The sequence below is a fragment of the Enterococcus sp. DIV0175 genome, from assembly GCF_050529075.1.
In the GTDB taxonomy this organism is placed as follows: Bacteria; Bacillota; Bacilli; order Lactobacillales; family Enterococcaceae; genus Enterococcus_B; species Enterococcus_B thailandicus.
On the sequence record NZ_CP172880.1, the window covers coordinates 68,259 to 81,859 of the forward strand.

The 13,601-nt window shown below is 37.7% G+C and carries 13 protein-coding genes; 10 read left to right on the forward strand and 3 right to left on the reverse strand.

The features are described 5' to 3' along the window. Nucleotides 1-62 precede the first annotated feature (62 nt). The 7 genes from IGJ76_RS00335 (at nucleotide 63) to IGJ76_RS00365 (ending at nucleotide 7,835) form a co-directional block, all read left to right on the forward strand. On the forward strand, nucleotides 63-1,625 hold the full coding sequence (locus tag IGJ76_RS00335; RefSeq protein WP_270607867.1) for an ABC transporter ATP-binding protein: 1,563 nt from the start codon (nucleotides 63-65) through the stop codon (nucleotides 1,623-1,625). Continuing rightward, nucleotides 1,618-2,751, forward strand: coding sequence for an ABC transporter permease (locus IGJ76_RS00340; protein WP_067483573.1), 1,134 nt, complete (start codon nucleotides 1,618-1,620; stop codon nucleotides 2,749-2,751). Before IGJ76_RS00335 ends, IGJ76_RS00340 begins: the two co-directional genes overlap by 8 nt. After that, nucleotides 2,751-3,707: an ABC transporter permease gene (locus IGJ76_RS00345; protein WP_067483571.1), complete on the forward strand. Its 957-nt coding sequence runs from the start codon at nucleotides 2,751-2,753 to the stop codon at nucleotides 3,705-3,707. Before IGJ76_RS00340 ends, IGJ76_RS00345 begins: the two co-directional genes overlap by 1 nt. A gap of 102 nt (nucleotides 3,708-3,809) precedes the next feature. Beyond that, a complete protein-coding gene (deoB, locus tag IGJ76_RS00350) occupies nucleotides 3,810-4,976 on the forward strand; it encodes a phosphopentomutase (RefSeq protein WP_430596665.1) in 1,167 nt (388 codons plus the stop codon). Nucleotides 4,977-5,010: 34 nt separating this feature from the next. After that, nucleotides 5,011-5,829, forward strand: coding sequence for a purine-nucleoside phosphorylase (locus IGJ76_RS00355; RefSeq protein ID WP_067483566.1), 819 nt, complete (start codon nucleotides 5,011-5,013; stop codon nucleotides 5,827-5,829). Nucleotides 5,830-5,867: 38 nt separating this feature from the next. Next, on the forward strand, nucleotides 5,868-6,575 hold the full coding sequence (deoD, locus tag IGJ76_RS00360; protein WP_067483564.1) for a purine-nucleoside phosphorylase: 708 nt from the start codon (nucleotides 5,868-5,870) through the stop codon (nucleotides 6,573-6,575). Between the two features lie 75 nt (nucleotides 6,576-6,650). Then, nucleotides 6,651-7,835, forward strand: a complete 1,185-nt coding sequence (locus IGJ76_RS00365) for an iron-containing alcohol dehydrogenase (RefSeq protein ID WP_086270532.1) — start codon at nucleotides 6,651-6,653, stop codon at nucleotides 7,833-7,835. A 58-nt stretch (nucleotides 7,836-7,893) separates the two neighbouring features. Here the strand turns inward: IGJ76_RS00365 and gpmA are convergent, their stop codons facing one another. The 3 genes from gpmA to rpiA form a co-directional block, all read right to left on the reverse strand. Then, entirely contained in the window at nucleotides 7,894-8,580 is a 687-nt protein-coding gene (gene gpmA / locus IGJ76_RS00370; RefSeq protein WP_067483560.1) for a 2,3-diphosphoglycerate-dependent phosphoglycerate mutase, read from the reverse strand. 156 nt (nucleotides 8,581-8,736) lie between these two features. Next, nucleotides 8,737-9,318 (reverse strand): recombinase family protein, encoded by a 582-nt coding sequence (locus IGJ76_RS00375; protein ID WP_067483558.1) that lies wholly within the window; start codon nucleotides 9,316-9,318, stop codon nucleotides 8,737-8,739. Between the two features lie 117 nt (nucleotides 9,319-9,435). After that, a complete protein-coding gene (gene rpiA / locus IGJ76_RS00380) occupies nucleotides 9,436-10,125 on the reverse strand; it encodes a ribose-5-phosphate isomerase RpiA (protein WP_270346035.1) in 690 nt (229 codons plus the stop codon). Nucleotides 10,126-10,435: 310 nt separating this feature from the next. Here rpiA and rpsL point away from each other — a divergent pair, with 310 nt between their 5' ends. From rpsL to fusA, 3 genes are all read left to right on the forward strand, one after another. Next, the gene (rpsL, locus tag IGJ76_RS00385) at nucleotides 10,436-10,849 is read left to right on the forward strand and encodes a 30S ribosomal protein S12 (RefSeq protein WP_002294318.1); all 414 of its coding nucleotides are present in this window, start codon (nucleotides 10,436-10,438) and stop codon (nucleotides 10,847-10,849) included. Between the two features lie 92 nt (nucleotides 10,850-10,941). After that, on the forward strand, nucleotides 10,942-11,412 hold the full coding sequence (gene rpsG, locus IGJ76_RS00390; protein ID WP_067483554.1) for a 30S ribosomal protein S7: 471 nt from the start codon (nucleotides 10,942-10,944) through the stop codon (nucleotides 11,410-11,412). A gap of 90 nt (nucleotides 11,413-11,502) precedes the next feature. Then, a complete protein-coding gene (fusA, locus tag IGJ76_RS00395; protein WP_067483552.1) occupies nucleotides 11,503-13,590 on the forward strand; it encodes an elongation factor G in 2,088 nt (695 codons plus the stop codon). The last annotated feature ends 11 nt before the right edge of the window (nucleotides 13,591-13,601 follow it).

Consider the following 13,601-nt stretch of genomic DNA (forward strand, 5'->3'; position numbering starts at 1 on the left):
CCGATAGTCAGAAATCTTTACTCATCGTTGCCCTAGATAGAAATCGTTAGGATGTGAAAAATGTGGTTCAAGAAAATATTGTCATCGAAATGCGGAATATTACCAAGCAGTTTGGAACATTCAAAGCAAATGACAACATCAATTTGCAAGTAAAAGCTGGGGAGATCCATGCGTTACTTGGAGAAAACGGTGCTGGCAAGTCAACATTAATGAACGTTTTATCTGGCCTTTTAGAACCAACATCAGGAGAAATTTTGATGCATGGGAAAAAGGTTCAAATCACAAGCCCAACTAAAGCCAACCAATTAGGGATTGGAATGGTTCACCAACATTTTATGTTAGTTGATGCGTTCACTGTTACTGAAAACATAATTTTAGGTAGCGAGCCAAGTCGGATGGGAATTGTTGATCGCAAAAAAGCACGTGAAGAAATTCAAAAAGTATCAGAACAATATGGACTGTCAGTTAATCCAGATGCTTACGTTCGTGATATTTCTGTTGGAATGGAACAACGTGTCGAGATTTTAAAAACACTTTATCGTGGTGCAGATGTCTTGATTTTTGATGAACCAACAGCTGTTTTGACACCACAAGAAATTGATGAACTAATTTTGATTATGAAAGAATTAGTTAAAGAAGGTAAATCTATTATTTTGATTACCCATAAATTAGATGAGATTAAAGCCGTAGCTGATCGCTGTACAGTTATCAGACGAGGTCAAGGAATTGGAACTGTCAATGTAAAAGATGTTAGTTCACAGCAACTTGCTGATATGATGGTTGGTCGAACGGTTTCATTTAAAACGGATAAAAAAGAAGCTCGCCCTCAAGAAGTTGTCCTAGCGATTGAAGATTTAGTTGTAAATGAAAATCGTGGATTAGAAGCAGTAAAAAGCTTAAATCTAGAAGTTCGTGCAGGAGAAGTTTTAGGGATTGCAGGAATTGATGGCAATGGTCAATCTGAGTTGATTCAAGCATTAACTGGCTTGCGAAAAGTTGAAAGTGGAAGTATTCGCTTAAAAGGTGAAGAAATTAGTAATAAACGTCCAAGAAAAATTACGGAGTCTGGCGTCGGCCATGTCCCAGAAGATCGCCATAAATATGGTTTAGTTCTAGACATGACGTTATCTGAAAATATTGCTCTTCAAACATATTACCAATCTCCTTATAGCAAAGTTGGACTATTAAATTATTCAGTTATCAATGAACATGCGAGAGAATTGATTGATGAGTATGATGTTCGTACGACGAATGAATTAGTTCCAGCTAAGGCGCTATCTGGTGGGAATCAACAAAAAGCAATTATTGCACGCGAAATTGATCGCGACCCAGATTTATTGATTGTTGCGAATCCAACACGTGGACTAGATGTAGGAGCCATTGAATTTATCCATAAACGTTTGATCGAACAACGAGATAAGTTCAAAGCAGTATTGTTAGTTAGTTTCGAATTAGAAGAAATTTTAAATGTGTCTGATCGAATTGCTGTGCTTCACCAAGGTAAAATCGTTGGGGTTGTTGATCCAAAAGAAACATCTGAAAATGAATTAGGTCTATTAATGGCGGGCTATTCTTTAGAAGAAGCAAGAAAAGAGTTAGAAAAGGCGGGTGGCGCACATGAATGATCGTAGCGAAAAACTCCGTAATTTACTTGTACCTATTTTTTCAGTAATTTTAGGATTAATTTTAGGTGCATTATTAATGGCAGCTTTTGGATATAACCCAATTCAAGGATACTCTTCTATGTTGGAAGCTGCGCTAGGTTCACAACGAAGTATTGGTGAAACTTTACGACAAGCAACACCGCTCATTTTTACAGCGTTAGGATTTTCAGTGGCGAATTCAGCGGGTTTCTTTAATATCGGGCTTTCTGGACAAGCGCTATGTGGCTGGATTGTTAGTGTGTGGTTTGCGTTGGCCTTTCCAGATCTGCCGAAGGTGATTTTGCTTCCAGCTTGTGTCATTTTAGGTGCTTTGGCAGGGGCGATGGCTGCGGCAATTCCCGGATTATTACGCGCGTTCTTTGGAACCAGTGAAGTAATCGTCACAATTATGATGAATTATATTTTATTGTATTTAAGCACTTATGCTTTACATGATGTGATGCCAGAAAGTTATCGTTCAAGTTTAGACTCATCCAATTTAATTAGTCAAAATGCTTCATTAAGAGTTCCTTGGTTAACCCAAATGTTTGGCGGTTCTCGGGTAAACGCTGGTTTGTTCTTAGCTCTAATTGCTTTGTTCCTTGTGTGGTTACTTATGAAAAAGACAACTTTGGGATATGAAATTCGTTCAGTTGGTCTAAATCCTTTTGCGTCAGAATATGCAGGAATGAGTAGCAAACGAACAATTGTTTTATCAATGGTTATTTCTGGTACACTTGCAGGATTAGGGGGCGTTGTTGAAGGTTTGGGAACGTACCAAAACTTTTTTGTTCAAACAACTTCTTTAGCAATTGGCTTTGACGGAATGGCAGTATCTTTACTGGGCTCTGGTTCAGCAATTGGTGTGTTGCTATCAGCAATTTTATTCAGTATTTTAAAAATCGGTGGTTTGGGAATGCAAACAGGTGCCGGTGTGCCATTTGAAATCGTGAATGTATCAATTGCATTGATTATCTTCTTTATTGGTATTAACTTCTTAATCCGTTTTATTATGGCAAAATTTTTCCAAGGTAAAAAACAAGTAGCTGTAGTTGAAACAATTGAATCTAAATCAACGCATCAAGATCAAGAAGGAGGGAATTTATAATGACAGCTGTAGAATTGATTGCTTTAATCCTTACGTCAACATTAGTTTATTCCACACCTTTGATTTTGACATCGTTAGGTGGAACATTTTCTGAACGAAGCGGAATCGTTAACGTTGGTTTAGAAGGAATTATGGTAATGGGCGCTTTCAGCTCAATCGTATTCAATTTAACGATGAGTCCATCTTTAGGCGCGATGACACCTTGGATTGCCATTCTAGTTGGTGGGATAGTTGGTGTTTTATTTTCATTACTTCATGCAGTGGCAACAGTTAGTCTTCGTGCAGACCACATTATTAGTGGTACGGTAATCAACTTGATGGCACCTGCGTTAGGTGTGTTCTTAGTTAAAGCGTGGTATGGAAAAGGACAAACAGATAATATCACACGAAACTTAGGTTATTTCTCATTTCCTGGGTTATCAAAAATTCCTGTGATTGGTCCAATTTTCTTTAAAAATACATTCTTACCAGCCTATTGTGCTATTTTAATTGCTGTAATTGCTTGGTTTGTCATTTTTAAAACAAGATTTGGTTTACGTCTGCGTTCTGTCGGAGAAAATCCACAAGCTGCAGATACTTTAGGCATCAATGTTTATGCGATGCGTTATTCAGGCGTTTTGCTTTCAGGTTTATTAGGCGGTATGGGTGGTGCAGTATTTGCTCAATCAATCTCAGGTAATTTCTCTGCGGGAACGATTGTTGGCCAAGGTTTCATTTCGATGGCAGCAATGATTTTTGGTAAGTGGAATCCTTTGGGTGTAATGGGTGCATCATTATTCTTTGGTTTTGCACAAAGTTTGAGTATTATAGGAGCACAGCTTCCAGTGATTTCTTCCATTCCACCAGTGTTATTACAAATTGCACCTTACTTGTTAACAATTATCGTCTTAGTTGTTTTCTTAGGACAAGCATCTGGTCCGAAAGCAAATGGGAAGAACTATATCAAATCCAAATAATTTTTAGTTAATAAAAAGGGTGGGACTATGGGAAGTGTTTCTTCGTCTCGCCTTTTTTGTTTAGTTTAAAGTAGAAAAGATGAAAAGAAAGAAGGAATCGAAATGTTTAAACGCGTACACTTAATTGTAATGGATTCAGTCGGAATTGGTGAAGCACCTGATGCAGACAAATTTAATGATGCTGGATCAGATACGCTAGGTCATATTGCAAAAGAAGCAGGTTTAACAATTCCTCACTTAGAAAACTTAGGCTTAGGTGCAATTCGCCCATTAGAAGGAGTAAAGACTGTAACAGATCATCAAGGCTATGCAACAAAATTAGAAGAAGTTTCTGTTGGTAAAGATACGATGACAGGTCACTGGGAAATTATGGGCTTGAATATCAAGACACCATTCCGGGTATTTCCCAATGGATTTCCTGATGAATTATTACAACAAATTGAAGAATTCTCTGGACGAAAAATTGTTTGTAACAAACCTTATAGCGGAACAGCTGTAATTGATGATTATGGTGAACATCAAATGAAGACAGGTGACTTGATTGTTTATACGTCTGCAGATCCTGTTTTGCAAATTGCTGCACATGAAGAAATTATTCCTTTGGAAGAGTTGTATCGTATTTGCCAATTTGTTCGTGATATTACGAAAGATGATCCATACATGATTGGAAGAATTATCGCACGTCCTTATATTGGAGAACCAGGAAACTTCACTCGAACAAGTAACCGTCATGACTATGCTCTTGATCCATTTGGACATACAGTTTTAGACTCATTAAAAGAAGCTGGTAAAGATGTGATTGCTGTTGGCAAAATTAATGACATCTTCAACGGCCAAGGAATCACTCAATCTGTCCGTACTAAAAGTAATATGGATGGTGTAGATCAACTATTAAATGTGATGAAGCAGGATTTCAACGGACTAAGCTTTACTAATTTAGTAGACTTTGATGCTTTATTTGGTCATCGTCGTGATGTTGTTGGTTACGCACATGCAATTGAAGAATTTGATTTACGCATTCCGGAGTTACTTGATGCAATGAATGATGATGATTTATTGTTGATCACAGCAGACCACGGAAATGATCCAACATTCCCAGGAACAGATCATACGCGTGAATATGTACCATTATTGGCTTATAGTAAAAAAATGAATGAACAAGGAAGCTTACCACAAGGGTACTATGCAGATATCTCAGCAACGATTGCTGAAAACTTTGAAGTACCAGCAACTGAAAATGGTGAAAGCTTCTTGAAATTGCTGAAATAATAGTTACTAAAAACCATAACTTAGGAGAAAAAGAATGAAAAAATTAAGCGAAATGTTACAAGAAACAACTCAATTCATCCTTGATCAAGGAGTAAAAGAAATTGAATTTGGTATGATTCTTGGCTCAGGTCTTGGTGAGTTGGCAGATGAAATTGAAGATGCAATTAAGATTCCATATGACAAAATTCCTTTCTTCCCAGTTTCAACAGTTGTTGGACATGCGGGACAACTAGTTTACGGTACATTATCAGGCAAAAAAGTTTTAGCGATGCAAGGACGTTTTCATTTTTATGAAGGGCATTCCATGCAGACAGTTACTTATCCAGTCCGAGTAATGGGCGCTCTTGGTGCACATTCAGTGATCGTAACAAATGCTTGCGGTGGCGTAAATGAATCTTTTGTACCAGGTGATTTGATGCTGATCAGTGATCATATTAATTTTACAGGAACTAATCCGTTGATTGGACCAAATGAAGATGAAATCGGCCCACGTTTCCCGGATATGAGTCAAGCTTACACACCTGCGTATCGAGAATCTGCAAAAGAAGTTGCTAACAAGTTAGGGTTAGACTTAAAAGAAGGTGTCTACATGGGTTATTCAGGTCCAACTTATGAAACGCCAGCAGAAATTAAAATGTCACGTGTCATGGGTGCTGATGCAGTTGGAATGTCGACTGTACCGGAAGTAATCGTTGCGGCACATGGTGGATTAAAGGTGTTGGGTATTTCTTGTATCACAAACTTAGCGGCAGGAATGCAAGCAAATTTAAACCACGAAGAAGTAGTGGAAACAACGGAACGTGTTAAACAATCATTTAAAGCTTTAGTGAAAGAAACCCTGGCAGTATTATAAAAAGAGTAGTAGTTGAAAATGAAGGAGAGATAAACTAAATGAGTGTTCATATCGAAGCAAAACAAGGCGAAATTGCTGATAAGATTTTACTTCCAGGAGACCCACTACGTGCAAAATATATTGCAGAAACTTTTTTAGAAAATCCGGTTTGTTATAATCAAGTTCGTGGAATGTTAGGTTATACAGGAGAATATAAAGGTGAGCGTGTTTCTGTACAAGGTACAGGGATGGGGATGCCTTCAGCGACTATTTATGCGCATGAACTAATTAATTCTTATGGCGTGAAAAAATTGATTCGCGTTGGGACTTGTGGTGCGTTATCAAAAGATGTTCATGTGAGAGATTTAGTGATTGCTCAAGGTGCAGCAACAAGTTCATCTATGATTGAAAAGAATTTTCATCAATTCCATTTTCCACCAATTGGTGATTTCGATTTACTATTAAAAGCTTACGAATTTGCTAAAGGAAAAGGGTACACGACTCATGTAGGAAATGTTTTGTCAGAAGATACCTTTTATAAAGATGATTTAACTGAAACACTAAAGCTAGCTGAACTTGGCGTTTTGGGTGTTGAGATGGAAGCTGCAGCACTTTACTATTTGGGTGCAAAATATAAAGTGCAAACGTTAGGAATTATGACAGTTAGTGATCATTTGATTACTGGAGAAGAAACAACGGCACAAGAACGTCAAACAACGTTTAATGAAATGATTGAAGTTGGTTTAGAGACAGCAATCGCAAAATAATTGTAGAAAAAGCTTGGAACGACTATTATTAATGTTGGTTCCAGGCTTTTTTAATAGGTAAGGAGGAAAAGAAAAATGGAAAACTTTCGCTTTGATGTAGCAACAGATATTCGTTTTGGTAAAGATCGTTGGGACGAATTACCAGAGGTCTTAAATCAGTTTGGAAAAAATATTTTACTTGTTTATGGTGGAGGAAGTATTAAAAAAAATGGTGTTTATCAAAAGATTATGAGTCGTCTGCAAGAACATGATTTCAATGTGACAGAACTAAGTGGGGTAGAACCAAATCCTCGTATTGAAACAGTTAGAAAAGGGATTGCTCTTTGTCATGAAAATCAAATTGATGTAATTCTTCCAGTCGGCGGAGGTTCAACAATTGATTGCGCTAAAGTGATTGGTGCTGGCGTTTTCTATGAGGGAGATCCATGGGATTTAGTCATCAAAAAAGCAAACGTCGGGAAAGTATTACCATTAGTAACAGTTTTAACACTTGCGGCAACCGGAAGCGAAATGAATCGAGGAGCGGTCATTTCAAATCCCAAAACAAATCAAAAACTAGGTCTAGGTGGTTGGGAAATGTTACCCAAAGTTTCATTTCTTGATCCAACAACGACATTCACTGTACCAAAGAATCAAACGGCGGCAGGCTCAGCAGATATTTTCAGTCATCTAACTGAAAATTATTTTAAGCGGACCGCTGGAACAGATATTCAAGATTTCGTTGCAGAAGGAATTTTTAGAACAGTCATTAAAAATTGCCCAATTGCATTGAAGTATCCAGATGATTATGATGCACGAGCAAACTTAATGTGGGCTAGTACCTTAGCTCTAAATGGATTAACTGGTAGTGGAAAGACGGGTGCGTGGTCCTGCCATCCAATTGAACATGAATTAAGTGCATTTTATGATATTACGCATGGCGTTGGCTTGGCTATTTTGACGCCACGCTGGATGAATTATGCATTGAATGAAGAAACTGAAGAAAAATTTGCACAATTTGCTCGTAACGTGTGGGGAATTCAAGAGTCAGTAAATCATCTTGCTGCAAAAGAAGGAATTCAAAAAACATATGATTACTTTAAAGCATGCGGCATACCTATGACTTTGCCTGAGGTAGGGATTGATGAAACCAAATTTTCTTTGATGGCAGAACAAGCTGTTAAGCACAGTCAAATTGCTACAGATGCGTATGTTCCATTGGATGAACAAGCAGTCGAAAAAATTTTGCGCGAGTGTTTGACAGAATCTAATTATTTATAAGTAAAAAAGGAGTGGCGATTTTATCGCCACTCCTTTTTTTGCTTATAATCAATGAAAATTATAAGTAGTATTTTTTAGCAACAGTTAGATCATCATTCAATTCATAAACAAGTGGTTGACCTGTTGGAATTTCAAGATCCATAATGTCTTCGTCAGAGATTCCTTCGATATGTTTTGCTAAAGCGCGTAATGAGTTACCATGTGCAGCTACTAAAACAGTTTTGTCGTCTAGTAATGCTGGAGCAATATGATCTTGCCAGAATGGTAAAGCACGTTCCAAAGTAACTTTTAAGTTTTCGCCACCAGGAATATCGCGTTTGTCTAACATAGCGTAACGACGTTCGTTTGCAGCTGAACCTTCGTCAGTTTCGTCCAATAATGGAGGAAGAGTGTCGTAAGAACGGCGCCAAATATGAACTTGTTCATCACCATATTTTTCAGCAGTTTCTTTTTTGTTCAAGCCTTGTAATTTACCATAATGACGTTCGTTTAAGCGCCATGATTTTACTTGAGGTACCCAAAGTTGATCTGAGTATTCTAAGATAAGGTTACAAGTTTTGATGGCACGAGTTAAAACAGAAGTGTAAGCAATATCAAATTCGATTCCAGCTTCTTTGATTTTGCGTCCGCCTTCTTTTGCTTCTTCGATACCTTCTGGTGCTAAGTTTACATCAGCCCAACCAGTAAATTGGTTTAAAGCGTTCCATTCACTAAGACCGTGACGAGAAAAAACTAATTTTGGCATGTTGTGTGCTCCTTTTTAAAATGTATTTATTTCTGAAAATTTCAGTTCTTGTTTATTGTACAATTTTTTTGAAAAGATTTCCATTGAAAATGATAGAAGATTGAATTCAGATACACAAAAAAATAAGTAATCTTCGGAAAGATTACTTATTTTTAATTAATTATATAATTGCTCAATATCTTTTTCTGGAAGATTTATATATTTATAGCAAGTTCCAACTGAAACACCACATTTTGATGAAATAAATTGAATTGTTTCTTTCTTCTCATAATAAAGGCGACGAATTTTTTTGATGGTTTTGGCATCAATTTTAGGACGGCCGCCAATTTTCCCTTTTTTACGTGCTTCATTCAAGCCAATTAAAGTGCGTTCTTTAATCAATGAGCATTCCATCGTAGCTAGACCTTCCATTAATTGAAAGTAAACTTTGCCCATTGGTTTACGAGTATCGATTTCTTCAGCGATACTTACTAAATGGAGCCCACGATCGTTAAAAAGTTTTGTAAATTCCGTTAATTGTCTTGTTGATTTGCCAAGACGATGAAGTTGGCAAATGACAAGAGTATCTCCTTGTTGCATTTGTTCAATGACAGATTGTAATTTGATCATTGTCTCAGCATCTTTTGCTTCGTACGTTTCATGGAAAATTTCCTGACAACCAAAGGTAGATAGTTGTTCAACCTGAGTTGTTAAATCAACATCGTTTATGGTTGTGCGTGCATAACCAATAATTTTCATGATGATTCCTTTCTAGCGGTGAATTTTAAACAGAATACAATAGTAAAAATTTAGCATAAAGCCCACTAAAAAGATAGTATTTTAGTGGATTTTATCTAGAAGCTTTATCTGAAAATACTATGCTTTAGGGGCATGTGGTGTATCCAAAATTTTCACACCATTTTCGGATCCGACAACTACTTTTGAAACAAGATTCAAGAATAAGCCATGCTCAACAACACCAACGAGATTATCTAAGTAGTCAGCAAGTATTTCTGGTTGTTCAATAGTTTGAAGGTGTAAATCAATAATGAAATGACCACTATCAGTTTTAAGTGTTTCACCATCAGCTGTTTTTCGTAAAACTGGATGAAAATCTTTTGCTTCAAATAGACGTAATAGTTGTTGCGAACCATAAGGGATAACTTCAACAGGAAGAGGGAAATCACCAAGGTTTTCGACTAATTTTGATTCATCAACGATCCAAATCGTTTCTTTTGAATAAGTAGCAACGATTTTTTCGAATAGTAAGGCTGCACCTCCACCTTTAATCCCTTGGAAATCAGTACTAATTTCATCTGCGCCATCAATTGTTAAGTCAACCTCAACAACATCATCAATACTCTTTAATGGAATGCCAAGTTTCTCAGCTTGTTCTTTCGTAGCGTTTGATGTTGTTACACCTATGATATTTAAGCCTTCTTCTCGCATACGACGACCAAGTTCTTCTACCATATAGTAAGCAGTAGATCCTGTTCCAAGACCAACGATCATACCATCTTTGACAAATTTTGCGGCTTCGATACCAGCTTGTTGTTTTAGATTCATGTTTGCTTTTCCCCTTTTTTGAGTTTGAGCTTTCCTGCTTATTTTAGCGTTTATTTTAGTAAAAAGATACCTTTCTTTGGTACCAATTTGAATGATTTTCAAAAAAAATATGGAACAAGTTGACATGGGTTTTCATTCGTGCTATTCTAACGAAGGTGCTTTATCTACAGGTCTCTGTAAAGAGACGTGCTGACTGTTTATCAAAGCATATTTGATAAAGATGCAGACATTGCATTTATTTTTTATCGCAAAAAAAGAACCACCTGGATGTGTGGAACTAGATGCGAATGAGGGAAGGAGGAAACAAGGAATGCCTACAATTAACCAATTAGTACGTAAACCTCGTAAATCAAAGGTGGAAAAATCAAATTCACCTGCTTTGAACAAAGGATATAACAGCTTTAAGAAAACTCAAACTAACGTGAACTCTCCTCAAAAACGTGGGGTAGCAACTCGTGTGGGAACTATGACACCTAAAAAACCGAACTCAGCTTTGCGTAAATATGCTCGTGTTCGTTTGTCAAACTTGATTGAAGTTACTGCTTATATCCCAGGGATTGGTCATAATTTACAAGAACATAGCGTTGTATTATTACGCGGTGGACGTGTAAAAGACTTACCAGGGGTACGTTACCACATCGTTCGTGGTGCACTAGATACTGCTGGTGTTAACGATCGTAAACAAAGCCGTTCTAAATACGGTACTAAGAAACCTAAAGCTTAATTTTAATTAATTAGCCAAACAAACAATTAAACTTTACTTCTATATAAAAGGAGTAAATACTAAGAACTATATTTCGGAAGGAGGAGTTACGGATGCCACGTAAAGGTCCTGTTGCAAAACGTGATGTTTTACCAGATCCTATTTATAACTCAAAATTAGTAACTCGCTTAATCAACCGTGTAATGGTTGATGGAAAACGCGGGATTGCAGCTAACATTATCTATAATGCCTTTGATTTAATCAAAGAATCTACAGGTAACGATCCATTAGAAGTGTTTGAACAAGCAATGAAAAATGTAATGCCTGTTCTTGAAGTTAAAGCACGTCGTGTTGGGGGTTCAAACTATCAAGTACCAGTTGAAGTTCGCCCTGAACGTCGTACAACTCTAGGTCTTCGTTGGGTAGTAAACTACGCTCGTTTGCGCGGTGAACACACAATGGAAGAACGTCTAGCTAAAGAAATCATGGACGCTGCAAACAACACAGGTGCTTCTGTTAAAAAACGTGAAGACACTCATAAAATGGCAGATGCTAACCGTGCGTTTGCTCACTACCGCTGGTAAGATTCTCTCTGTTTGGTCGGCTTTGTGCCGACCTCAGAAGATATCCTTATTTTTAGCAACTAGATAGTAAAGAGAGGAGAAACAAGGAGAATGACCAGAGAATTTTCTTTAGATAATACTCGTAATATCGGTATCATGGCCCATATTGATGCTGGTAAAACAACTGCTACTGAACGTATCTTGTACTATACTGGTAAAATCCATAAAATTGGTGAAACTCATGAAGGAGCTTCACAAATGGACTGGATGGAACAAGAACAAGAACGTGGAATTACGATCACTTCTGCTGCAACAACTGCACAATGGAAGGGTCACCGAATCAACATCATCGACACACCAGGACACGTAGACTTCACTGTTGAAGTTGAACGTTCATTGCGTGTACTTGATGGTGCTGTTACAGTCCTTGATGCACAATCAGGTGTAGAACCTCAAACTGAAACAGTTTGGCGTCAGGCTACAACTTATGGTGTACCTCGTATTGTATTTGCAAACAAAATGGATAAAATTGGTGCTGACTTCTTATACTCAGTATCAACTTTACATGACCGCTTGCAAGCAAATGCTCACCCAATTCAATTACCAATTGGTGCTGAAGATGACTTCACAGGAATTATTGACCTTGTAACAATGAAGGCTGAAATCTATACAAATGATTTAGGTACTGAAATTGAAGAACGAGAAATTCCAGAAGAATATCGTGAATTAGCTGAAGAATGGCGTGAAAAATTGGTTGAAGCAGTTGCTGAAACTGATGAAGAACTTACTTTAAAATACTTAGAAGGTGAAGAAATCACTGAAGCTGAGTTAAAAGAAGGTATTCGTCGCGCAACACTTGGCGTAGACTTCTACCCAGTATTATGTGGTTCAGCATTTAAGAACAAAGGGGTTCAATTATTATTGGACGCTGTTCTTGACTACTTACCATCACCATTAGATATTCCTGCTATTAAAGGGATTGATCCTAAAACTGACGAAGAAGTTTTACGTCCTGCAGACGATGAAGCTCCTTTCTCAGCATTAGCATTTAAAGTTATGACTGACCCATTCGTAGGTCGTCTAACTTTCTTCCGTGTGTACTCTGGTGTCTTGAAATCAGGTTCATACGTACAAAACGCAACAAAAGGCAAACGCGAACGTGTTGGTCGTATCTTACAGATGCATGCTAACTCACGTTCAGAAATCTCTGAAGTTTACGCTGGAGATATCGCTGCTGCTGTTGGTTTGAAAGATACAACAACTGGGGACACTCTTTGTGATGAAAAGAATTTAGTAATTCTTGAATCAATGGAATTCCCAGAACCAGTTATCCAAGTCGCTATTGAACCTAAATCAAAAGCTGACCAAGATAAAATGGGTGTTGCTCTTCAAAAACTATCTGAAGAAGATCCTACTTTCCGCGCTGAAACAAACGTGGAAACAGGCGAAACTATTATCGCTGGTATGGGTGAACTTCACTTAGACATTATCGTAGACCGTATGCGTCGCGAATTTAAAGTTGAAGCTAACGTAGGTGCTCCTCAAGTATCTTACCGTGAAACTTTCCGTTCTGGCACTCAAGCCGAAGGTAAGTTTGTACGTCAGTCTGGTGGTAAAGGTCAATACGGTCACGTATGGGTTGAATTTACTCCAAACGAAGAAGGCGGCGGCTTTGAATTTGAAAATGCAATCGTTGGTGGGGTTGTTCCTCGTGAATATATCCCAGCTGTTGAAACAGGTTTGAAAGATGCTATGGAAAATGGTGTCTTAGCTGGATATCCATTAGTTGATATCAAAGCAAAACTTTACGATGGTTCATACCATGATGTCGATTCAAATGAAACTGCCTTCCGTGTTGCTGCTTCTATGGCATTGCGTGCGGCAGCTAAGAAAGCTAATCCAGTTATCCTTGAACCAATCATGGGTGTTGAAGTAGTTATTCCAGAAGATTACTTAGGTGATGTTATGGGACACGTTACTGCACGTCGTGGTCGCGTTGAAGGTATGGAAGCTCGCGCTGGCGGACAACAAGTTGTTCGTGCTATGGTCCCTCTTGCTGAAATGTTTGGTTATGCTACAACTCTTCGTTCAGCTACTCAAGGTCGTGGTACATTTACTATGACATTTGATCACTACGAAGATGTACCGAAATCAGTTCAAGAAGAAATCATTAAGAAAAACGGCGGAAAAGCTGAATAATTTCTTAAAAA